Raw genomic sequence first — 20,515 nt, 5'->3', positions numbered from 1 at the left:
AGGTCGTTTCTCAATCTGCTCCGCGAGGTGATCCGTAAGACGCCCGCCGAGCCTCACGCAGTAAGCGTTTCAGTATCGAGTTGAAGTAACAGGCCCGCGAGACGCAGGCACTGAACGCGTAGGGCTGCCCGCGAATATCGAAACCATAACAACGGTTCGCGGGATGGAATGTCGTCAAACAGCATCGTTGCCGAGCCGGGGCATCACAACAACCCAACCGGCCGCAACAAGTGCGAAACAGGGGCGAAAGACTGATGTATATTATCGTTGATGATCGCGAGAGCGTCGCGAACAGCTACGTCGGAGGGCTCGTTCGCGAAGGCGTATCGTCGATCGGCTTCTCCTCCGGAGAATTCTGGGACTGGTTGCAATCTGCGAGCGAATCCGATCTGGCGGCGGTGGACGCCTTTCTCCTCGGGGATTGCGATGCCCGCGGAAGCCTGCCGCGGGCGATGCGCAAGCGCTCATCGGCTCCCATCATCGCCATGAGCGGCCAGAGGATGCTCAAGAACACGCTGGAGCTGTTCGAATCGGGCGTGGACGATGTCGTGCACGTGCCTATACACCTGCGCGAGATCCTCGCCCGAACGGCCGCGATCGCGCGCCGCCGGGTGGGCGAGCTGCCGAGACCCTGCGAGAGCAGGATCCAGGTCTTCTTCAACGGCCGTGACCCCGAAATCGCGGGCCACGCCCTCACCCTGCCCCGCCGCGAACTGCGCATTCTCGAATATATGGTGGCCAACCACGGCAAGTGGATCACCAAGACGCAGATCTTCAACGCGGTCTACGGCATCTTCGAGTCCACCTTCGACGAGAGCGTGATCGAGAGCCACGTCAGCAAGCTGCGCAAGAAGCTCCGCGACCGCCTCGGCTTCGACGCGATCGTGGCCCGGCGCTACGTCGGATACCGCCTCAACATCCCGGCGGGCGAAACCCTCGACGAGCCGGTGCAGGAGCTCGACGACGTCGGCATCCTCCTGAACCGGGCGCAGGCCGCCCCGGCCGCATACCCGGCCAGCAACTGACGCGGCAGGACATCGCCACCAAACCGGTAACGGCCTCTGCGAGCAGCAGAGGCCGTTGCGCTTTCAGCGGCAGAGACGGCAGCACGCGGGCTTGCCGTGGCGGCGCAAGCGCCGCGCTATTCCGAACAGCATCCCCTACGGCTTCTGCTGGAATTCTTCCTTGGAGACGTAGTTGAAGTCCTCGACCAGGACGTCCTGGACGATGTCACCCTGCATCCGTTCGTTGACGCGTTGCTTGATGGCCGTGGTCAGGACGGCGAGGTCGTAGCGGGCGAGCTTCCTGAAGTCGAGACGATCGTCGGCATAGATCCTGCGGAAGGCCTCGTCGACGACGAACGGCTCCGGCGGAACGTTCAGCTGGTGCATGGTCCGCCCCTCCATGGTGTAGACGAAGCGCGCGACGATGTAGCCCTGCACATTGCCGTTCTCGACCATCGGCACGCTCAGCGCCCGCGTCTTGTGATATTGCAGCCCTTCGAGATATTCGTCCTTCGCCGGCAGCAGGCTGCCCTTCTCCTTCCAATAGGCGACGGCATAGCTCGTGCCCGCCGTCAGGATGCATACCCAGAGCCCGGCCAGCACCAGTCTGATCATTTTCCGTCCTGCGCTGTGCGACCGGTATAGGTGCCGTCCGACTCGGCGTCCTTGACCGCCTTGACGATGATGCTCGCGACCTCGCGGACCGCGTCGTAGTGCATTTCCAGAATGGAACGATTCCGTTCGAGCTTCTCCCGCAGCCGCTGAATCTCCTCGGTGATCTCGACCTCGCCGCCGAGGTGCATCCGCGCCCGCATCAGGCGGACGAACTCGAGCATGCTCCGGCTCTTCCGCGCGCTGAAGTCGTCGAAATCGATCTTCTGGCCCGTCGCGAGTGCGGTCGTCTCCTCCTCGACGATACTCGCTAGCCGGCGGATTGCGGCCAGCAGGCCACGCATCTCGTCCGATCTCACCGCATCCGCGGCGTCGACCATCGCCTCGCCACCCCCGATCGGCAGCAGCACCGGCAGCAGCGCATCGCTTGCTGCGGCTCCCGTCGTCATCATCTCGGTGTCCGCGACCGCCTGGTCCATCGCCGCCACGGCCACCGCGCCTTCTTGTGCCTGCATTGGAAATTCACCTCTCAACTTCTGTCACCCGTTCGCCGATCACGATCCGGCCTTCCCCGCAGCGTCCGGTCCGGCCGGATGTGCGGCGGCGAGCTGCCGGGCGATGCCGACGCCCTTGCCCTTTGCCAGCTGATTGCCGAGCTGCTCTGCAAGCATCGACTTCCAGACGCCGCCAGCCGTGCCCTTGCCGAAGACCTCCTCCGAGTCCTTCGGCAACATCGTCTCGACGAAGGTCTGGAGGATGAAGGCTTCGAACTTGCGATAAACCTCGCCGGATGCCGGCGCCTTGATCACCTGCACCGGTGCACCGTTCACTGCCCCCGACTGCGCTTCGGCGACTTTCGCCGCGACTTGGTCGGCAGTCGCCGCTTCGGCCTTGCCGACTTCCGCCTCCATCGTGGCGGCGAAATCGGCGTCCGATGATTTCAGCGCATCGAGCTTCGCGGTCGCGGCACGCTGCGCCACGGGGTCGGCGGCTTCGAGGACGTCGAGGACGAGGTCGGGCGTCGCTGTCACGATCATGTCTTGTTCCGGTTGGCTGGCAGTGGCGTCCACGCGCGCACGGTAAGGCTCGTTCCCGTCATGTCCTCGAGCGAGCGCTTCTCGGCATCGCGGAGCTTGTCGGCGAGCGCGGCCTTGGCGACCTCCTCGAGCTGTTTCACGCGGCGGGTCTCGCGGCGAACCTGGTCGAGCTGCTGCGCGGCCTGCGCCTGCACCGCGCGGGCGCCGACGCTCGTCCTGTTGAGCCGCCGGGCGATCGATTCGTTCGACGATCCCGCCGGCGGCTTTCCATCGTTCAAGGCTCCGACCAACCATTCCTGCTCTTCTTGCAGGCTGCGCTCCTGCTGCCGCAATTGTGCGAGCTGCCATTCGGAGAGCCGGAGCTGAAGCTTCACCAGCGAGACCATCCGGCCGAGCTTGTCCGCGCGCGACGTCATGACATCACTCCGCCAGCCACGACGACACGCCCAGCATGAACTGCGTCAGCAGCTCGTCGCTGGTGAGGTAGAGCAGCAGGAAGCCGCCGAACAGCACGAAGGGCACCGAGATGAAATAGACCGGAATGGCCGGCGTCAGCTTGTTGATCAGGCCGACCGCCAGGTTGACGATGACCGAATAGACGATGAAGGGACTCGAGATCCGCAGCGTCAGCACGAACGCTTCCGAAAGGCGGCCGACGAGCAGGTCGAGCGCCACGCCGCCTCCCAGCCTGTTGCCGGGCTTCCAGACGTCGTAGGAGTTCATCAGCCCCCGCAGCACCTGCCAGTGCTGGTCGGTCATGAAGAACAAAGTGGTGACGGCCGCCATGATCAGCGGCACCAGGGCCGGTGCCGGATCGGTGTCGGCGACCGGCGTGCCCGGGATGTTGCTCAGGCCGATCGCGCCCGCCATCATGGTCGCCATGGTCTGGAGGGCGAGGAAGAACACGCGTCCGCCGAGCCCGATGACGCTGCCGACCACGAGCTCGGAGCAGATCAGGAGCGCCAGCGTCAGCGGCGCCGCGTTGTCCGTGAGCGGCTTCAGGATGGCGATCAGGATCGGCGTCAGCGCAAACGTCGTGACCAGGGCGACGAACAGGCGCACCTGGGGCGGCACGTTGACGCTGGAATAGCCGGGCACCAGCATCAGGCAGGCACCGATGCGGCAGAACACGATGAACGTCACCAGCACGCTGTCGGCGAGACCGGAGATCACGATATGGCTCCGAGTGCCCTGATCTCGGCGCTGCGTGCGACTTCGACATGCGACAGGATCGGCAATGTCGGGAACACCCGCTCCAGGATCATCCGGACATAGGGGCGCGCTTCCGGCGTCACGGCCAGCACCACGCTGGTGCCGCTCTCGGTGAATTTCCGGATCGCGGCGCTGGCTTCGGTCGCGAACTGCTCGATCAGGCGCGGGTCGGCGTCGAACTCGACGACGTCACCCTTGGCATCGCGCTTCAGGCTCTGGTGGAAGGCGAGGTCCCAGCGGTTGCCGAGACGGACCACGTTGAGCACGCCATTGTCGGAGAGATCGCCGCAGATCTGCTGGGCGAGCCGCGTCCGCACGTGCTCTGCGACCAGCTCGGAGCGCCGCACATGCGGCGCGATCTCGGCGATCGCCTCGAGGATCAGATGGAGGTTGCGGATCGACACGCGCTCGGCCAGCAGGATCTTCAGGATCGCCAGCAGGCCCGAATAGGAGATCTGTGACGGGCAGAGATCCTCGACCAGGCGCTTGTATTCGGGATCGAGCCGGTCGAGCAGGGCACGCATGTCCTTGTAGGACAGCAGCTGGGCGAGGTTCGCCCTGATCACTTCGCTCAAATGCGTGAGCAGCACCGACAGATTGTCGACCGGCTTGCAGCCCTGCCGCTTGACTTCGTCGGTGAAGGCTTCCGTCACCCACAGCGCCTTCATGCCGAACGCAGGCTCGATCACCTCGTCGCCTGGCACGTCGGGCTTGCCGTCCTTGTCGACCAGTACCAGCACCTCGCCGAGCCTGAGCTCGCCATGGGCAACGCGCGTGTCGTGAATCCGGATCTGATAGCTCTTGGGATCGATCGACAGATTGTCGGTGAGCTTGATCTCGGGAATGACGAAGCCGTACTGCTTTGCGAATTTCTTGCGGATCTTGGCCACGCGGTGGGCAAGCTCGTTGCGCGAGCCCAACAGATGGACCGAAAGGTGGCCGCCGAGCGCGAGCTCGATCTCGGCGGTCTTGAGCTGCTCCTTGACGGATTCCTTGGCCTCGGCCTGGGCGCGCTCGTCGGCCTTCGAGGCCGCCTCCTTGCGCTCCCGCGCGGCTTGGCGCTTCGGCAGCGAGTAGCCGACGAAGGCCATGACGCCCCCGAGCAGCACGAACGGCGCCATCGGCAGCCCCGGCATCAGAGCGAGCACGAACATCATCAGCGCGGCCGCCGACACCGCGCGCGGATAGCCGCCGAGCTGCCGCAGCACCGCCTGCTCCGCCGAGCCCCTGGTACCGCCCTTGGAGACCAGGAGGCCCGCCGACAGCGAGACGATCAGCGCCGGCATCTGCGACACCAGACCGTCGCCGACGGAAAGCTTGGTGTAGACGTCGGCGGCGCGGGACAGAGTCAATCCGTGATGAGTGACGCCGATGACGATGCCGCCGAAGATGTTGATCGCGGTAATGATGAGGGCGGCAATGGCGTCGCCGCGGACGAATTTCGAGGCGCCGTCCATGGCGCCGAAGAACGCGCTCTCCTCTTCGAGCTCGCGGCGCCGGCGCTGGGCCTCCTTGTCGTCGATCAAGCCGGCGGACAGGTCCGCGTCGATCGCCATCTGCTTGCCGGGAATGGCGTCCAAGGTGAAGCGGGCGCCGACCTCGGCGATACGCGTCGCGCCCTTGGTGATCACGACGAAATTCACCGTCACCAGGATCGCGAAGATGATGAGGCCGATGACGAAGTCGCCGCCCATGACGAACTTCGAGAAGCCGGCAACGACATGGCCTGCCGCCTGTTCGCCCTCCCCACCCCGCGACAGGATCAGGCGCGTCGTCGCGATGTTCAGCGCCAGGCGCAGGATCGTCGCGATCAGCAGCACGGTCGGGAAGGCCGAGAAGTCGAGCGGCCGCTGAATCCACAGCGCGACCATCAGGATCAGCGCCGACAGCGCGATCGAGAACGCGAGGCCGAGGTCGATCAGGATCGGGGGAATCGGCAGGAACAGGATCGTGAGCATGGTCACGATGCCGCCGGCGAAGAAGGCATCCGTTCCGAGGCGGCGCGGATTGGGCAGGCTAGCAGCTAACGTATCGGCCATGGGTCACCGGCAGAGGGGTCCGGTTCGCAATCTGCCGCGCAAAGCTTACGCGGGGATGGTGCCGGGGCCGTCCGGATCAGAAGCCGCGTTCGATCCGCGAATAGACCATCTCGGTGAAGGTCGACAGATGCGCGCCGATGAAGGAGCCGGAGACGGCTACGACCAGGAGAATGACGATGATCTTCGGAACGAAGGTCAGCGTCACCTCCTGGATCTGGGTCAGCGCCTGGATCAGCGCGATGACGGTGCCGACCAGCATGGCTGCACCGACTGCCGGCCCGGAGGCGACGATGATGGTCCAGATCGCCGCCTGGACGATATCGAGGGCGTCCCGCTCGTTCATGACTGGCTGATCGTGAGCCCCGGTCCGACCGCGACCTTCGTGCCGTCCTGAAGGGTCGCGATGGAGCCGTCGCTGTTGATGGAGACCGAGACGACCTTGCCGCTGAAGGTGGCGCCGGTCGAGTCGGTGAAGCTGACCGTCTTCCCGATCAACCCGTTGGCCTGCGACAAGGACTGCGAGGACAGCAGCGCGTCGAGCTTCGAATTCGTCTGCATCGCCTGCTCGACGGTCGAGAGCTGGGCGAACTGGCTCATATATTGCGAGGTATCCATTGGATTCGTCGGATCCTGATTCTTCATCTCGGCAATGAGGAGCTGGAGAAACGTGTTGTAGTCCACGCTGTTGCTCGACGTCGGCGAGTTGATCGCGTTCGAGCTGGACGACTTGCCGGTCGTGTCGGTCGCGCTGTTGACGTTCATCTTGTCTCTCCGCTGTCAGGCAGCTTCGACTGGGGAAACATTGGCGGCGCCAGCCAGGATGGCCTGCTCCACCGGAAACAGCGCCCGAATCCGCTTGAGCGCCTCGAAATAGCGGGTCGCCCCCACCAGCTCGTGGATCGCGCCGAGCCCGTCGAGCATCTCGCGGCTCTCGCAAACGGCACACAGGGCCGCGTAATGCTGCGCGTAGAGCGCGGCGGCGTCGCGGACGTCGGTCGGGTTCATCAGCATGAGCTGGACGATGAAGTAGAGCTGTCGCAGCGCCGTGGTGGCGTCGGGCGCCTGCATGACCTGCCCTTCGAGCAGGAACATCACGTCGTTGACGAGCTCGACGGAGACCTTGCGGTCGACGCGGAGCACCGCGCCGTTGATGTAGATCCGTTCGCCCGCGCGCAAGGAGATCTTCATTAAAGCGCGTCTCGGATCAGGCGGTTGATTTCGATGAGCTGCACCACGTCGCTCGACCTCTGCTCGCGGAGGCGGTCGGCTTCCTTGACCACCCACAGCCCGATCGAGATGATGTCGGCGCGCAGCTTGTCCGGCAGCCCGTTCTCGGGGTGTGCGAGATCCTCGATGAAGATCGTCCACAGCCGCCGCACATAGAGCAGGCTCTCGACCTGGTCCTCGAGGCTGAAACGCCCCTTCTGGATCCGCTCGAGCCGATCGATGCCGAGGCTGAGCGCCTGCCGCTCGCGGCTGCGCGCCTCATAGCCACTTTCGTCGACGACCGCTTCATAGGCTTCAAACGTCATCAGGACCACTCTTCGCAGGAGACCGAACAACTGGACAAAGGTTACGAGCCCCTATTCAGAGATAATTGATGAGGCTGATCTTCTGGAGCTGCGAAGTGAGCGCCAGCGCCGTCTGGATCTGTGTCTGCAGCGTGTTGACCCGGACCGAGGCTTCGGTCGGGTCGACCTTCTCCATGCCGACGATCTGATTGTTCAGGATGTCCTGCTGCGTCTTGAGCTTGGTGGTTGCTGTGGTGATCCGCTGCTGGACCGTGCCGACGCTGCCGCCGAGCGCAGCGAGGTCGTTGATGGCGTTGCCGACGAGCCCGATGGCCTTGTCCACCACGACCTGGAACGTCTCCTGGCTCAGCTTCACGTTCCCGAGGTCGGCCATCATGGTGTAGGCCTCGGCGAGCTTGCGGAAGCCGGTCTGGTTGGCGCTCACGGACGTATCTGCGATCTCGGTGGTGGAGATCCGGCTTTGCATGGTCTGGTCGGTCGCCGACGACCAGTTGGTGTTCCAGGCCGGGCTGGCAAACTCGGCATCGAAGGTGGTGTCGAGGAAGGTCTGCATCTGGGCCGGGGTAATGGTGGCGACGCTGGCTGAGGATTGCGAGAAGCCGAAGGCCGCGAGAAAATCCGCATCGACCTGGTTCTTGCTGGCCGAGCCCGCGACGTAAGGCGTGATCGGCGCGTTCTGCGTGTTGATGCCCGAGAACAGATAGGAGCCGTTATAGGAGACGTTTAGCGCCCCGATCAGATCCTGGAGATTGGAGGATGCAGGCGGCAGGATGACCCGCCCGCCGCCGTCGGTGCTGCGGGCCGCGATCAGGTCCTTGAGGAAATCCGTCGCGGTCTTGCTGAGCTGGGTGATCCGGTTCTGCGTCACGTCCAGGCGCCCCGAGACGAGCCCGTTGGTGTCGACGAGCTGATCGGCGAAGCTGAAGTCCGCCCGCAGCGTGAGGTCGCTTCCCGTCGTTGCACCGAGCTCGAGGCCGATATCGGCGAAGCGGCCGGTGGTCGCCTCGGTCGAGGCCTTGCTCAGCGCCGCCTGGTTGTTCGTGATCGAATACCTCAACGAGGAGGACAACATCAGGGTGGAAATGTAGTTCGCGCTCATCATGACTTAGTTCCCCACGGCAGCGAGCAAGCTCTGCAGCATTTCATCGACGGTCGAGATGATCTTCGACGAGGCCGAATAGGTGCGCTCGACCTGGAGCATCAAGGCCATCTCGTCGTCCATGTTGACGCCGTTGACGTTGGACAACGCCGTGATGCTGCGGTTGAGCAACGTGCTCTGGTACTCGGAGTTGTCGTTGGCGGCCTTGCGCTGGTTTTCGATCCAGCTTGCCGAGGACGATGCGAAGTCGATCAGGCTGCCGCTCGGCTTGCCTTGCGTCGTTGCATCGAACGGCTGCGAGGCATCCATGCCACCGATGAGCTGCTGCAGCCGGGTCGAATAGCCGCCGTTGCCGGCGGTGTTGTATTGATAGGCGGGGTTGCCGCTGATCGCACCGTCGCGCAGCAGATTCGGGTTGCCGCCCAGGGCCGGATCGACCGATGCGGCGACCGAGATCGTGCCGGCGAGGCCCACCGAGACGGTTGCGCTCGCCGGCATCGCCGGCGCGCCCGGATAGGTGAAGAGACCGGGAACGTCGGGCAGTGCCGCGGCGGTCTGATCGCTTTCCCTGAACGTATTGATCAGGCCGCGCGCGATTTCGTCGAGCTGGCTCTGATAGGTGACGGTGTCCTGGTCGCGCAGCTGAGCCAGCCCTGCGAGCTTGCCCGACTTCAGCGGCATCACCGAATTGGCCCCGGTCACGGGGACCCCGTCGATGTAGACGGCATTGCCCGTGGTGCCGGCGGTGTAGGCGGTCGTCGGCGCAAAGCTCACCGTCCGCGCCGTCTTGTCGAACAGCACGACGCCGCTGTCGGCGTAGAGCGCCGCGTCGCCGTTGGGGCGGATCGACATGGTGACGCCGACCTCCTGCGACAGCTGCGAGACGATGCTGTCGCGCTGGTCGAGGTAGTCGGTAATGTCGTCGCCGGAGATCGTGCCCTTCACGATCGCCGTGTTCACGGTCTCGAACTGGGAGAGCAGCTGGTTGATGTTCTGAACCGACGTCTTCATGTCGGCATCGGCGCTCTCGCGGACCGACTGCACGGTTCGGGTCGCCTGGTTGAGCGCGGTCGCCATGTCCTTGGCGGACGCGACCGCCGCCTGTGCCAGCGTGGTGTTGTCCGGGGCGTTGGCGTATTTCTGCAACGCCTGCTTCAGCGCATTGAGCTGCGCCGTCGGCGACTGGTCGAGCTCGGGATCGTCCACCGTCGCGGTGGCGATCTTCTGCAGGCCGTCATAGAGCGCGGTTTGCTTGGCCGACGACGAGGTCGCGATCAGGACGTTGTTGTAGAGGCCCGAGCTGGCGGCGCGCTGGATCGCCGCGACATAGACGCCGGTGCCGGGCAGATTGTCCAGCACGGTGAGCTTGCGCGAATAGCCGGTGGCGCTGGCACCGGCGATGTTGCGCGAGATGACCGACGACTGGATGCTCGACGCCATGAGCGAGGAGCGAGCCGAGTTGAGAGCGGCGGTAAGCGACATGGCGTGCTCTTGCCCGAAACGAGCGCCGAAGAATTCAGCGCTTCAGGTTGACGACGACGTCCAGCAGATCCGCGCCGGTCTGGAACGATTTCGAGTTCGCCGTGAAGCCGCGCTGGGCTTCGATCATCGAGGTCAGTTCGTCCGCGAGATCGACGTTGGAATCTTCCAGCGCGCCGGATTTGACGGTGCCGAGACCGCCCTGGCCGGCGAGGCCAACCTGCACGTTTCCGGACTCCAGGTTCGGCGAATAGACGTTGCCGACTTCGGGCGTCAGATGGTCCGGGCTCGGCACCGTGGCGAGCGCGATCTGGAAGCTCGGTAGCGTGGTGCCGTTCTTGAGGACGGCGGTTACGATGCCCTTGTCGTCGATGTTCACCTTCTCCACGGCGGACGGAGCGTTGCCATCGACCGTCGCCTTGAAGTCGAAGGCAGCAGCGACCTGGGTCATGGCCGACATATCGATATTGAAGGCGGCGGAACCGCCCGGGATCGCGACCGAGAGCGCCGTCGGGCTCGCCGCGGCCAATTTGCCCTTGCCGGTCGCGGTGACGTCGAAGGTGAACGTGGTTGCGGGGCCTGGCGTCGTCAACGCAGTGGCGCCGTTGTAGACCTGGATATCCCAGGTATTGGCGCCCGTCTTGGCAGCATAGACGTCGAGCGTCACGGCATTGCCGATATTATCGTAGGTCACCATCGACGTCTTCGACGTGTAGTTGGCGGGCCCTGCCGGCGCTGCGATCGCGGTTGCGCTCGGATCGAGATTGGCGGCCACGGTCGCCTTGGTGGACGGCGCGGCCTGCAGCGCCATCTGGTTGACGTTGATGACCTGAAGGCCGCCGAAACCGTTGGCGGCGACGTTGGGGACGGCGCCGTTCGCGATGTTGTACCCCATCAGCTGGAAGCCGGCTGTGTTGACGAGGTTGCCGGTTTCGTCGGGCACGAACGCGCCCGCACGGGTGAGGAAGTTGTTTCCGTTCGCGTCCTGCACGACGAAGAATCCGTTGCCCTGGACCGCAAGATCCGTCGTCGATGTCGTGAAGTGATAGTTGCCGGCGTCGGAGATGGCATAACGGACGGTGGTTTCGACCGCGCCGGAATCATAATTGCCGGAGCCGCTCTTCAGGATCAGCGAGGAGAACTCCGTCGAAGCCCGCTTGTAGCCCGTCGTGTTGACGTTGGCGATGTTGTCCGAGACCGTCGACAGCTTGTTGGACTGCGCGTTCATCCCGGAAACGCCGGTGCGCATAACACCATACAGGCTCATGAATTGGACTCCTTGGTCAGGTTGCAGCTACAATGCGGGGTCTTGCTTGCGCGGGGCTGATGATTGGGCGCGATGCACAACTTCATGTTGTCAGGTCGTTTTCGGCTGACAGAAGGAGCGAGCCTTGTCGGTCCATGCGCCGAAGCCGCTCGAGACGAGGTGCGCGACGATGTGACAGACGTAGCGCTTCTGCGCCGGCTGATTGTTGGGACCTGCGTTGTAGCGGGCGACGGCCATGGTCCAGCTGCCTTCGCGCTGCTTCAACTCCTTGAGGAAGCGCGCGGCGTATTGGACGTTCCTGGCGGGATCGAACATCGCCTGCACCGAAGCGAACTTGTCGCCGTGGTAATAGTGATTGATCTGCATGCATCCGAGGTCGATCAATTTGATCCCCTTGCTGCGCATGGTCTCGAAATTCGCGATTGCATCATCCATGTCCTTGGCGAACACGGTCTGGCCGTCGGCACCGAGCGCATAGGGATGGAGCGCGCCGCGCCGTCCGGTCTCGGTGAGCCCGACCGCATAGAGAATGCCGAGCGGAATCCCGTGCTGCTGCGCCGCGCGCGCCATCTCGCGCTCGCAGGGGCGCGCAGTTTCGGCGGCCGCCTGGGCCGCGCTCGCACTAGAGATAAACAGGGCCGCGACGATGATGCGGCGCCACGTCCTGATCATGACGCGTCTCCTGGCTGAACGGGCGCTCCTGGCGGGCCTGCCTCGCGCCGCCGTCGGACTGCCCCGACGACGTGCCCCCACCGCCGAACGCGTCTTGCGACTGCGGCGAGGATTGTTGCTGGCCCGAGAGCTGCGGCTGCGACTGGCCCGAGCCGCTCTGAAATCCATCCAGCGAACCGTGCTGGACCGGCGCGACGTCCGCGACATAGCCCGCCGACTGCATGAGATCGCGGATCTGGTCGCGCTGCCGGTCGAGCATCTGGCTCGTGTCCTTGCGCTCGGCCGCGAGCTGGACGGACACTTCGGTGCCGACGAGGCGCAGGCGCACCGTGACGTTGCCGAGCGCGGGCGGTTCGAGATTGACGGTCAGGATCCTGAGCGGCTGATCCGGTGCGTTGGTCTGGGCTGCCGCGAGATCGGGCGCCGCGGATGCCGCTGCGGCCGACGGTTCCTTCAGCTCGGCCACGACTGCGTTGGCGACCTGCTGCGGGGCGCTGAACTGCGCCGGCGGCAGATGGGTTTCCTGCTGGACCACGGTGACCTTGGTCGTCTCGGGCAGCGCCGCGCGCGCCGAAGCCTTGGCAGCGCGCTCGACATCGGCCGTAACAGCCTCGAAGCCAGGTGATGCCGGCATTGCACTCGAAGACTCCGCACCTTGCGTCGGTGCCGGCTGCGACTCGGCCATCGCTTGCGACGCCGTAGCCTGCGAGCGTGCGCCGGCTTGGGCAGCACCGGATGGGACGGTATCGGCGGTCACCGCCTTCACGGCGCTTGGCGCCTCGTGCTTCGCCGAGGGGGGCCGCTCGTCGCGCGCGGGCGCGTCCTTGTCTGCGGACGGCAATTGCATCTGCGGCTTCGCAGCAGGCGCGGCAGCGATCTCCTGGCCGACCATGACAGCGATGCCGGATTGGTCCTGGCGATCCGTCCCGGCGACATCATCGACCGGACGTGGTTTCTCCGCCAGCTTGTCGGACTTGGTGTCGGAGGCCTCGTCCATGGACTTTGGATGTGCGGTGGCCGCCACGCGTTCGCGCAGCGTCGCCTCCTTCGGCTTCTCCTGTTCGGTCGGATGGATCAGACGCGTGCGCAGCGTTCCAGTCTTCGCGGCCGTCTCGCTGCCGTCTTCGCTCAGTGCCTGCTTGGCGAGGTTCGAGACGGTGTGGAGCAGATCGTTGAACGACGAATTCGCCTGCGGTTTGGTCCCGGCGCCCTTTGCCGAGCGCGACCCGCGCACGTTGAGACTCTCGGCGAGACCGGAGAAGAGCTGTCCGGAGGTTCCATTGAGCTTGGTCATGGACGGCGGTCCTTGGTCAGGAGTTCGAGTTCGCCGAGCTGCTTCTGCGCGCGTGCGAGCGTCGCGGTCGATGACGCCAGATCGAGCCGCGCCGGCGTTGCCGGAGGCTTGTCCGCTGCTGCGGCGGATCCGCCCGCGAACGGCTTGCGGACGTCGAGCGCGAGCTGCACGGCGGCATTGAGAAGGGGGACGTCGCGCTCGGGCAGCTTCGACCGGTCGAGCGCCTTCAGTTCGGCGAGACCGCCGTCATATTCGTCGGTGAGCACCCGCGAGGCGCCGCGGAAGAAATGGGCGCGCTCGCGTTCCGCTGATGCGTCCGCGCTGAGCGTCAATGCCCGCTCGCCCGCAAGTCGGGTCATGGCCAGCCGTCCGCGCACCATCGCGGCGCGCGCGATCACGAGATAGAGCTTGAGGCGGCTGGCGCGATCGATCTGCTCCAGCAGGGCGGAGATCCGCGCAAAGCGGCGATCGTCGAGTGCCAGGCTCGACTGCGTCAGCCCCGCGGAGAAGCGCTGCCAGAAATCGCCGGCATAGATCGAATTGCGGTAATGGCGGATATAGGCCAGCGTCAGGAACTCGAACTTCTCGAAATCCTCCGCCTGCCCCACCAGCAGGATCTCGCGCCGCAGCGCCGCCTCCTCGACCAGCGTGCCCGGCAACAGCAGGCGCGCATCGTCCAGACGCTCGATCGCGAGCGAGGCCTCGGCGCGCGCGAACAGCGCGCCCTGAACCAGCGCGACCTGTCCGCCCAGTCCTGAGGGAATGGTCCGCGGCTTGATCTCCTTGAGCAGCTCCCGCGCTTCCTCCTGACGACCCTCGACATAGGCGAGCGCACCATTGAACAGCCGCTCGTCGACGTTCATCTTGTCCCGCGGCAGCTTGCGGACGATTTGCGGCGCACCGCCGCTGAGCAGGTAGATGACGACCGCCTGGCCGTTCTGCGGATTGCTCCACACGGCGGGATCGGCCGCGAGAAACTTCTCCCCGATCTGCCGGATCAGCGCGATATGGCTGCCATGTGCAGCAGTGTCGCCGTTGGCGATGCCGTCCTGCACCGCTTGCAGCGCGCGGACGAGCTCATAGGGTTCCCCGCCCTGGGGCGCAGGCTGGGCAAGCGCATTTGCCGCCATGAAGGGCAGCAGCAGCCAAGCGGCGCGGCGCAGCAGCCTGATCAAGGGCGCTTCTCCCGGATCAGGATCTCGATCCGGCGGTTCTGGGCGGCCGCCGGGTCGTTCGGAAGCTTCGGCCGCCGATCGGCGTAACCTTCGATATGCTCGATCCGCCGCACATCGACGCCAGAGCGAACCAGCATGTAGTAGGCCATCTGCGCACGCGCGGTCGACAGTCGCCAATTGTCGTAGGTCTCCGACCGATACGGCCGATTGTCGGTATGGCCGCGGACGATGATCATGCCCGGGCGCTTCATCAGCAGCGGCCCGATCTTGTCGATCGCGCGGATCAGCTCGGGACGCGGCTCCGCCGAGCCGACCGCGAACATTCCGAAGCTCGCATCGTCGGTCAGGCTGATCAGGAGCCCCTCCTCGACTTGACGCACCTCGGCCGCCGGTCCCGCCCCTGCCTTGATGTCCGACAGCGCCTCTGCGATCGCGGACTGAAGCTGCTTGAGGGTCGGCTGCTGCGTTTGCGCCACCTCGCGCGCATCCGGCTCCTTCGCCGTATCGCCAGGACGCGCCTGCGGGGCGGCGTTGGCCTGAACGCCGGCTTGGACGGTGCCCTCGCGTGCCGACTGCGTCGGTGCGGAGCCCGGCGGTAGCAGAGGCGACAGGCTTGCGTACGGGCTCTCCGGGTTCGGAGCCACGCTGCCGCCGGCATCATCCGTCCTGGTCCGGCGCGCCTGCGGCTCGCCCGGATTCGCGCCGGCTGCGCCGTCCCGCGCGGAGGCATTCGGCTTCGGCTCGTTCTCGATGAAGCGATCGGCGTCCTTGGACGCCTGCGGCGCCAGCTTCCAATAGCCGGGATCGAAGGGATCGCGATAGGCATCGCCCCCCTTGAGGCCGTCCTCTTCGGCGGAGGTCAGAGCGCCGGCGCGCCGCTGGCCACTAGACTGGTTCGCGCTATTGGCGATCTCGGCGAGCGTCGCATAGGGATCGCGGAACAGGACCTTCTCCTCGAAGGAGGCCGGCTTCTCGGCGGTCGGAGAGTCACCACGACGTTCTTCGTTCGTGCCAGCCGGCTGGCGCTTGCCGTCCTGACCTTCGAACGAGGTCGGCTCCTTCTTGGAGAGATTCTTCAGGCCCTTCGGCGCGGGGGCATTTTCCGCGAGCTGGATCGGGTTGAAATAACTCGCGACCACCTGCTTCTGGTCCTGGTTGAGCGCGTTGAGCAGCCACATGACCAGGAAGAACGCCATCATCGCGGTCATGAAGTCCGCATAGGCGATCTTCCAGACGCCGCCGTGATGCGCCTCCTCGGCGAAGGCGCTGCGCCGGCGAACGATCACGATCTCATGCTTGACCTCCTCCATGACGGACTACCGGCGCGCTTCCTTGAGGCGTTCGCTCCAGGCCGTGATCTGCGTCTCGATCACGGTCTGGTCGGCCACGACGCGAACCTCGAGCGTCTCGGCGGCCTCGTATGCGATGCCCGTTCGCCTGGATGCCTCGAGCTGCGTCTTCACGAGATCCAGCAGCTCGCTCGGGCCGGTGACCTTGAAGGCCGGCACCGACGAGTTGCCGGTCAGCGCCGCGATCTGCTCGACCAGCGATCCGATCGCCTTGTCGCGCACCGCATCGGTGAGGAACGGCAGCAGGATCCGCGCCACCGAGCTTGCGATGTTGGTTTCGATCTCGCGGCACGCCGCCTCGAAGCCGCTGACGATCGCGACCGCCTGCTGGTCGGACCATTTGGCCCGCTCCTCGCCGAGCCGGATCGCACTGCGGACGCGCTCCTCGGCCAGCTTGGCGTCGGCTTCCGCGACGCCCGCGGCATGGCCGCGTCGATAGGCATCGTCCAGCAGATTGACCGGCGGCGCTTCCGTCGCAGGCACCGGAGACGGCGCCTGAAGCTGCGTCTGGGCCTGCGGCTGCGCTTGAGGCTGCGGATCGCGCCTCGCCTCCTTCGGCCTGGTCAGCACGTCCTGGATTTTCGGCGGCGGAGGCGGCGGCGACTTGACCCGGCCATTCGCGTCGAACTGCGTCAGGAGTTTTCCGATTGCCGCGTTCATGCCGCCTCCTCGCGTCGCATCCAGTCTTTAAGGATCGCCGCCGCCTGCATCTGATCGAGCCGGACGATCTGCTCCAGCCGCTTCTGCGGCGTTCGCTGCATCTTGCCTTCGAGGTCTTCGACGAGGTTGAGCTCGGCCTCCTCGCTGTCGGCCAGCGCAAGGGCCGCCGAAGCTTCGAGCTGGGCGGCCTCGGTCGCCTCGACCTGCTCCTGCTGCGCGCGATGGGTCAGAATGCCGTTGACCGCCGGCCGCAGCCCGAACCAGACCAGCATCGAGGCCACGGCCAGGATCGTGATCGCGTTGATGACGCTGCCGAGCTGCTTGTTGATCATCTCGACGAAGCTGATCGGCGGCACCGGCGCCAGCTCACGCGAACCTTCGATGAAGTCGACGGCCGTCACCTGGATCTGATCGCCACGCGCCTTGTCCAGCCCGCCCGCCGTCGCCGCAAGCTGGCTGATCTCGGCGAGCTTGCTGTCGATGATGGCCTGGTTGCTCTTGTCGCCGAGATCGGCAACCAGCCGCGCGCGGTTCACCAGCACGGCGATGAACAGCTTCTTGACCGAATAGCCGTCGCTCACCGTCGTCGTGGTCTTGGACGAGACCTCGAAATTGGTGACGTCCTCGCGGCGGGTCTTGTCCTCGCTGGAGTTCTTGCCGCCGCCCGCATTCACCTGCTGGTCGGGGAGGTTCTGCTGCACCGTGGTCGGCGACGAACGGTCGGCGTTCTGCGAGGATTCCTTCTCGCGCACGGCCCGCACCGAGCGCTCGGCGCGGCTCTCGGGATCGTAGACCGTCTCGTTGATCTGCCGCTTGTCGGTCGACAGTTGCGGAGCGACGCTCACCTCGAAATTGTCGAGGCCGAGATACGGCGTCAGCGCCTTGCGGATGTTCTCCTGCACCATGCCGCTGACCGTCTTCTGCAGGCTCGCCATCTTGGTCGGCGCGGCGCTGGCCTCGTCCTCTTCAGCGAGCAGCATCGAGCCGTCGGCATCGAGCACCGTCACCTTGTCGCGGCTCATGCCGGGAATGGCGGCGGCGACGAGATGCCGGATCGACTGCGCCGTGCGCGCCTCGATCGCGCCGTCGGTGCGCAGCACGACCGAGGCCGAAGGCGGCTGCTGCGTCGCGCGGAACGATCCGCGCACCGGCAGCACGATATGCACGCGCGCCGCCTTCACGCCCTTCATCAGCTGGACGGTGCGGGCGATCTCGCCCTCGAGCGCGCGCAGCTTGGTGACCTCCTGCATGAACGAGGTCAGCCCGAGCGAGCCGATCTTGTCGAACAGCTCGTAACCGGAATTGGCGCTGGTCGGCAGCCCCTTTTCGGCGAGCAGCATCCGCGCCTGCATGGTCTGGCTCGGACGCACCGAGACCGCATCGCCGGCGGAATTGACGTCGAAGGTGATGTTCTGCTCGCGCAGCGCCGCGCCGATGCGCGTCACGTCTTCGCGGGTGAGGCCGGTGTAGAGCGTTTCGAACTCGGGGCGGCTGAGATAATAGGCGCCGCCGACGACGGTGACGAGAACCGCAAAGCCGATCAGTCCCAAGGCCATCAGGCGTCGCGGCCCAAGCTCCAGCAGATTGTTGAGCAGTTGCTGTACCTGCGCACGACTGAGCATATGACCTCGTACCAATGCGAATGGTGAGGACACTCAGCTGCCAACCTTGTCTGAAGGTTGCGCGATGCGCGAATGTGCGGGTTCGCTGGCGCGGCGTTGCAATTTTACAAGGCTGGACGACGCAATCGGTCTGGCAGCCACGAGCGAGCGATCGGGCGTACGGCAGCCCCGACCGGCTGCAGCGTGTCGCAAGAAGTCTGGCGTCGGGAGGTCGATTGCCGGCACGTCGCGCGTCGGCGCGCCCACCATCACGGCGGGGACCGTGCTCCCTGAGGGAGCACGGTCGTTTTCGAAAGCGCCGCTTAGCCGCGGAACAGCGACAGGATGCTCTGGCTGTTCTGGTTGGCGATCGAGAGCGCCTGAACGCCGAGCTGCTGCTGGGTCTGCAGCGCCTGGAGGCGGGTCGATTCCGCGTTCATGTCGGCGTCGACGAGCTGGCCGACACCGCGATCCACGGAGTCCATCAGCGTCTTGACGAATTCCGTATTGGTCGAGATGCGGTTCTTGACCGCACCGAGATCGGCAGCGGCCGAGGCCACCGAGTTGATCGCAGCGGTGACCTTCGAGATGTAGCCATCGAGCGTGGTCTGGTCGGCCGCCGAGTCGGTCAGCGCGGAGATGTTGATCGTGTCGACCGAGGCGCTGGCGGCCACGGTGTCCAGAATGCCGGTCTGCGTGGTGGAGTAGAGCGTGTAGTTGGCGGTCGTGATGGTGATCGAACCGATCGTCGGGGTGCCGCCGACACGCGAGTAGGACGAGACGAGGTTGAAGCTCGTCGGGGTGGTACCCGTCGTGGTGCTCAGCCAGTTGATGCCGTTGAAGGTGGCTGAATTGGCCTTGAGCTTCATGTCCTGCTGGATCTGGGTGATGTCCGCCTGGATCTTGGTGCGGTCGATACCCGCGGTCTTGGCTTCGACCAGCAGCGCCTGGAGCTTGGTCAGGCCGGATTCCTTGTCGCCGATCACCGAGGTCAGAGCGGTGTATTCGGTGTCGACGGTCGCAGCCGACAGACCGAGCGAGTCGGAGACGGCGGAGAGCGCGGCATTGTCGGAGCGCATCGAGGTCGCGATCGACCAGTAGGCGGCGTTGTCCGAAGCGGTGGACACGCGCTGACCGGTGGAGATCCGGTTCTGCGTGGTGGCGAGTTGCGCGCTGACAGACCGCAGGGTCTGGAGCGCGGTCATGGCGGAGGAGTTGGTGAGAAGGCTAGAACCCATTTTGATGTCCCTTTGAAGATTGAAACGAGCTTAGGGGACATACCGGGCTTGCACCGGTACGACAGAGCGGCGTCATGCCTTTGGGCGTGCCGCAAACGCGGGTTCAAGGCCCAATCTGTCGTAGCGGGGAGGTTAACGAGCGAAGCTTGTGCGGGGCTTGTGGCTCTGTGCTCTGCCTGCAACTGGCAGCCGAAATGACGGCGTGGGCAGCGTGACGCCAAACGAAAGGGGCCGCGCTTCGCGAGAAGCGCGGCCCTCCCCCGATGATCCAAGCCTTAGCGGAACAGCGACAGGATGCTCTGGCTGCTGTTGTTGGCGATCGAAAGCGCCTGAACGCCGAGCTGCTGCTGAACCTGAAGCGCGGCAAGGCGGGTGGATTCCGCATTCATGTCCGCGTCGACGAGCTGGCCGACACCGCGGTCAACCGAGTCCATCAGCGACTTCACGAACTCCGTGTTGGTCGAAATACGGTTCTTGACGGCACCGAGATTGGCGGCGGACGCGGCCACCGAGTTGATGGCGGTCGTCACCTGCGCGATGTAGCCATCGAGCGTGGTCTGGTCGGCTGCCGAGTCCGTCAGCGCGGAGATGTTGATCGTGTCGACCGAGGCGCTGCCGGCCACGGTGTCCAGAATGCCGGTCTGGGTGGTCGAGTAGAGCGTGTAGTTGGCAGTCGTGACGGTGATCGAGCCGATGGTGGGCGTGCCGCCGACGCGAGAATACGACGACACCAGGCTGAAGCTCGTCGGCGTGGTGCCGGTCGTCGTGCTCAGCCAGTTGATGCCGTTGAAGGTCGCGGCATTGGCCGTGCTCTTCATCTGCTGCTGGATCTGGGTGACGTCCGCCTGGATCTTGGTGCGGTCGATACCCGCGGTCTTGGCTTGCACCAGCAGCGACTGGAGCTTGGTCAGACCGGAGTCCTTGTCACCGATGACCGTGGTCAGAGCGGTATATTCGGTGTCGACGGTCGCAGCCGACAGACCGAGCGAGTCGGAGACGGCGGAGAGCGCGGCATTGTCGGCGCGCATCGAGGTGGCGATCGACCAATAGGCGGCGTTGTCCGAAGCGGTGGCCACGCGCTGACCAGTGGAGATCCGGTTCTGCGTGGTGGAGAGTTGCGAACCCACAGACCGCAGCGTCTGGAGTGCGGTCATGGCGGTCGAGTTCGTAAGCAGGCTTGACATTGCGAATGTCCCTTTATGTACGCGTTTACATTTTCACGAGGGGACATACCGGGCTTTCACC

General features: G+C 65.2%; 22 protein-coding genes. 1 reads left to right on the top strand and 21 read right to left on the bottom strand.

Going from position 1 to position 20,515, the window contains the following annotated elements; translation table 11 throughout:
* Window positions 1-254: 254 nt before the first annotated feature.
* Window positions 255-1,025, top strand: a complete 771-nt coding sequence (locus AB7M16_RS28465) for a response regulator transcription factor (RefSeq protein WP_453947276.1) — start codon at window positions 255-257, stop codon at window positions 1,023-1,025.
* A gap of 135 nt (window positions 1,026-1,160) precedes the next feature.
* Here AB7M16_RS28465 and AB7M16_RS28460 read toward each other — a convergent pair whose 3' ends face one another.
* From AB7M16_RS28460 to AB7M16_RS28360, 21 genes are all read right to left on the bottom strand, one after another.
* Complete coding sequence (locus tag AB7M16_RS28460; protein ID WP_212254451.1) at window positions 1,161-1,619, bottom strand: hypothetical protein; 459 nt, start codon at window positions 1,617-1,619, stop codon at window positions 1,161-1,163.
* Window positions 1,616-2,131: a flagellar biosynthesis protein FlgN gene (locus AB7M16_RS28455; RefSeq protein ID WP_453945734.1), complete on the bottom strand. Its 516-nt coding sequence runs from the start codon at window positions 2,129-2,131 to the stop codon at window positions 1,616-1,618. Before AB7M16_RS28455 ends, AB7M16_RS28460 begins: the two co-directional genes overlap by 4 nt.
* A 39-nt stretch (window positions 2,132-2,170) precedes the next feature.
* Window positions 2,171-2,653, bottom strand: coding sequence for a rod-binding protein (locus AB7M16_RS28450; protein ID WP_453945732.1), 483 nt, complete (start codon window positions 2,651-2,653; stop codon window positions 2,171-2,173).
* On the bottom strand, window positions 2,650-3,069 hold the full coding sequence (locus tag AB7M16_RS28445) for a hypothetical protein (RefSeq protein WP_453945730.1): 420 nt from the start codon (window positions 3,067-3,069) through the stop codon (window positions 2,650-2,652). The genes AB7M16_RS28450 and AB7M16_RS28445 overlap by 4 nt, the downstream gene beginning before the upstream one ends.
* Window positions 3,070-3,073: 4 nt before the next feature.
* Window positions 3,074-3,826 (bottom strand): flagellar biosynthesis protein FliR, encoded by a 753-nt coding sequence (gene fliR, locus AB7M16_RS28440; protein WP_453945728.1) that lies wholly within the window; start codon window positions 3,824-3,826, stop codon window positions 3,074-3,076.
* On the bottom strand, window positions 3,823-5,904 hold the full coding sequence (flhA, locus tag AB7M16_RS28435) for a flagellar biosynthesis protein FlhA (protein ID WP_260382469.1): 2,082 nt from the start codon (window positions 5,902-5,904) through the stop codon (window positions 3,823-3,825). The genes fliR and flhA overlap by 4 nt, the downstream gene beginning before the upstream one ends.
* 76 nt (window positions 5,905-5,980) lie before the next feature.
* A complete protein-coding gene (gene fliQ, locus AB7M16_RS28430) occupies window positions 5,981-6,247 on the bottom strand; it encodes a flagellar biosynthesis protein FliQ (RefSeq protein ID WP_025034323.1) in 267 nt (88 codons plus the stop codon).
* Complete coding sequence (gene flgD / locus AB7M16_RS28425; protein ID WP_212254445.1) at window positions 6,244-6,666, bottom strand: flagellar hook assembly protein FlgD; 423 nt, start codon at window positions 6,664-6,666, stop codon at window positions 6,244-6,246. The genes fliQ and flgD overlap by 4 nt, the downstream gene beginning before the upstream one ends.
* Before the next feature lie 15 nt (window positions 6,667-6,681).
* Window positions 6,682-7,092 (bottom strand): flagellar biosynthesis repressor FlbT, encoded by a 411-nt coding sequence (gene flbT, locus AB7M16_RS28420; protein ID WP_453945725.1) that lies wholly within the window; start codon window positions 7,090-7,092, stop codon window positions 6,682-6,684.
* Window positions 7,092-7,436 (bottom strand): flagellar biosynthesis regulator FlaF, encoded by a 345-nt coding sequence (gene flaF / locus AB7M16_RS28415; RefSeq protein ID WP_172786944.1) that lies wholly within the window; start codon window positions 7,434-7,436, stop codon window positions 7,092-7,094. Before flaF ends, flbT begins: the two co-directional genes overlap by 1 nt.
* Before the next feature lie 55 nt (window positions 7,437-7,491).
* Complete coding sequence (locus AB7M16_RS28410) at window positions 7,492-8,538, bottom strand: flagellar hook-associated family protein (protein WP_172786945.1); 1,047 nt, start codon at window positions 8,536-8,538, stop codon at window positions 7,492-7,494.
* 3 nt (window positions 8,539-8,541) lie between these two features.
* On the bottom strand, window positions 8,542-10,017 hold the full coding sequence (gene flgK, locus AB7M16_RS28405) for a flagellar hook-associated protein FlgK (protein WP_453945723.1): 1,476 nt from the start codon (window positions 10,015-10,017) through the stop codon (window positions 8,542-8,544).
* A gap of 34 nt (window positions 10,018-10,051) precedes the next feature.
* Window positions 10,052-11,281, bottom strand: a complete 1,230-nt coding sequence (locus AB7M16_RS28400; RefSeq protein ID WP_212254441.1) for a flagellar hook protein FlgE — start codon at window positions 11,279-11,281, stop codon at window positions 10,052-10,054.
* A 90-nt stretch (window positions 11,282-11,371) separates the two neighbouring features.
* Entirely contained in the window at window positions 11,372-11,953 is a 582-nt protein-coding gene (locus AB7M16_RS28395) for a transglycosylase SLT domain-containing protein (RefSeq protein ID WP_453945721.1), read from the bottom strand.
* Entirely contained in the window at window positions 11,904-13,247 is a 1,344-nt protein-coding gene (locus tag AB7M16_RS28390; RefSeq protein ID WP_453945719.1) for a flagellar hook-length control protein FliK, read from the bottom strand. Before AB7M16_RS28390 ends, AB7M16_RS28395 begins: the two co-directional genes overlap by 50 nt.
* Window positions 13,244-14,422 carry a chemotaxis protein gene (locus AB7M16_RS28385; RefSeq protein ID WP_212254438.1) on the bottom strand — a complete coding sequence of 393 codons (1,179 nt, stop codon included), beginning with the start codon at window positions 14,420-14,422 and terminating at the stop codon, window positions 13,244-13,246. Before AB7M16_RS28385 ends, AB7M16_RS28390 begins: the two co-directional genes overlap by 4 nt.
* Window positions 14,419-15,732, bottom strand: a complete 1,314-nt coding sequence (locus tag AB7M16_RS28380) for a MotB family protein (RefSeq protein ID WP_453945717.1) — start codon at window positions 15,730-15,732, stop codon at window positions 14,419-14,421. The genes AB7M16_RS28385 and AB7M16_RS28380 overlap by 4 nt, the downstream gene beginning before the upstream one ends.
* A gap of 6 nt (window positions 15,733-15,738) precedes the next feature.
* On the bottom strand, window positions 15,739-16,431 hold the full coding sequence (locus tag AB7M16_RS28375; RefSeq protein ID WP_212254436.1) for a hypothetical protein: 693 nt from the start codon (window positions 16,429-16,431) through the stop codon (window positions 15,739-15,741).
* Window positions 16,428-18,053 (bottom strand): flagellar basal-body MS-ring/collar protein FliF, encoded by a 1,626-nt coding sequence (gene fliF / locus AB7M16_RS28370; protein ID WP_439401164.1) that lies wholly within the window; start codon window positions 18,051-18,053, stop codon window positions 16,428-16,430. Before fliF ends, AB7M16_RS28375 begins: the two co-directional genes overlap by 4 nt.
* 302 nt (window positions 18,054-18,355) lie before the next feature.
* Window positions 18,356-19,270 carry a flagellin N-terminal helical domain-containing protein gene (locus tag AB7M16_RS28365; protein ID WP_172786954.1) on the bottom strand — a complete coding sequence of 305 codons (915 nt, stop codon included), beginning with the start codon at window positions 19,268-19,270 and terminating at the stop codon, window positions 18,356-18,358.
* A 275-nt stretch (window positions 19,271-19,545) separates the two neighbouring features.
* Window positions 19,546-20,454, bottom strand: coding sequence for a flagellin N-terminal helical domain-containing protein (locus AB7M16_RS28360; RefSeq protein ID WP_172786955.1), 909 nt, complete (start codon window positions 20,452-20,454; stop codon window positions 19,546-19,548).
* Window positions 20,455-20,515 lie beyond the last annotated feature (61 nt).

This window comes from Bradyrhizobium sp. USDA 372, from assembly GCF_053629095.1.
This window is presented reverse-complemented; position numbering and strand designations above follow the sequence as displayed.

Bases quoted from the DNA above. Each gene is read 5' to 3' on its own strand.
- AB7M16_RS28455 (WP_453945734.1), bottom strand. From the start codon at position 2,131: ATGCAGGCACAAGAAGGCGCGGTGGCCGTGGCGGCGATGGACCAGGCG.
- AB7M16_RS28360 (WP_172786955.1), bottom strand. From the start codon at position 20,454: ATGTCAAGCCTGCTTACGAACTCGACCGCCATGACCGCACTCCAGACG.
- flgK (WP_453945723.1), bottom strand. From the start codon at position 10,017: ATGTCGCTTACCGCCGCTCTCAACTCGGCTCGCTCCTCGCTCATGGCG.
- AB7M16_RS28465 (WP_453947276.1), top strand. From the start codon at position 255: ATGTATATTATCGTTGATGATCGCGAGAGCGTCGCGAACAGCTACGTC.
- AB7M16_RS28445 (WP_453945730.1), bottom strand. From the start codon at position 3,069: ATGACGTCGCGCGCGGACAAGCTCGGCCGGATGGTCTCGCTGGTGAAG.
- fliF (WP_439401164.1), bottom strand. From the start codon at position 18,053: ATGCTCAGTCGTGCGCAGGTACAGCAACTGCTCAACAATCTGCTGGAG.
- AB7M16_RS28375 (WP_212254436.1), bottom strand. From the start codon at position 16,431: ATGAACGCGGCAATCGGAAAACTCCTGACGCAGTTCGACGCGAATGGC.
- flgD (WP_212254445.1), bottom strand. From the start codon at position 6,666: ATGAACGTCAACAGCGCGACCGACACGACCGGCAAGTCGTCCAGCTCG.
- AB7M16_RS28380 (WP_453945717.1), bottom strand. From the start codon at position 15,732: ATGGAGGAGGTCAAGCATGAGATCGTGATCGTTCGCCGGCGCAGCGCC.
- AB7M16_RS28395 (WP_453945721.1), bottom strand. From the start codon at position 11,953: ATGATCAGGACGTGGCGCCGCATCATCGTCGCGGCCCTGTTTATCTCT.
- fliQ (WP_025034323.1), bottom strand. From the start codon at position 6,247: ATGAACGAGCGGGACGCCCTCGATATCGTCCAGGCGGCGATCTGGACC.
- AB7M16_RS28390 (WP_453945719.1), bottom strand. From the start codon at position 13,247: ATGACCAAGCTCAATGGAACCTCCGGACAGCTCTTCTCCGGTCTCGCC.
- AB7M16_RS28400 (WP_212254441.1), bottom strand. From the start codon at position 11,281: ATGAGCCTGTATGGTGTTATGCGCACCGGCGTTTCCGGGATGAACGCG.
- AB7M16_RS28450 (WP_453945732.1), bottom strand. From the start codon at position 2,653: ATGATCGTGACAGCGACGCCCGACCTCGTCCTCGACGTCCTCGAAGCC.
- flaF (WP_172786944.1), bottom strand. From the start codon at position 7,436: ATGACGTTTGAAGCCTATGAAGCGGTCGTCGACGAAAGTGGCTATGAG.
- flhA (WP_260382469.1), bottom strand. From the start codon at position 5,904: ATGGCCGATACGTTAGCTGCTAGCCTGCCCAATCCGCGCCGCCTCGGA.
- AB7M16_RS28365 (WP_172786954.1), bottom strand. From the start codon at position 19,270: ATGGGTTCTAGCCTTCTCACCAACTCCTCCGCCATGACCGCGCTCCAG.
- AB7M16_RS28410 (WP_172786945.1), bottom strand. From the start codon at position 8,538: ATGATGAGCGCGAACTACATTTCCACCCTGATGTTGTCCTCCTCGTTG.
- flbT (WP_453945725.1), bottom strand. From the start codon at position 7,092: ATGAAGATCTCCTTGCGCGCGGGCGAACGGATCTACATCAACGGCGCG.
- AB7M16_RS28460 (WP_212254451.1), bottom strand. From the start codon at position 1,619: ATGATCAGACTGGTGCTGGCCGGGCTCTGGGTATGCATCCTGACGGCG.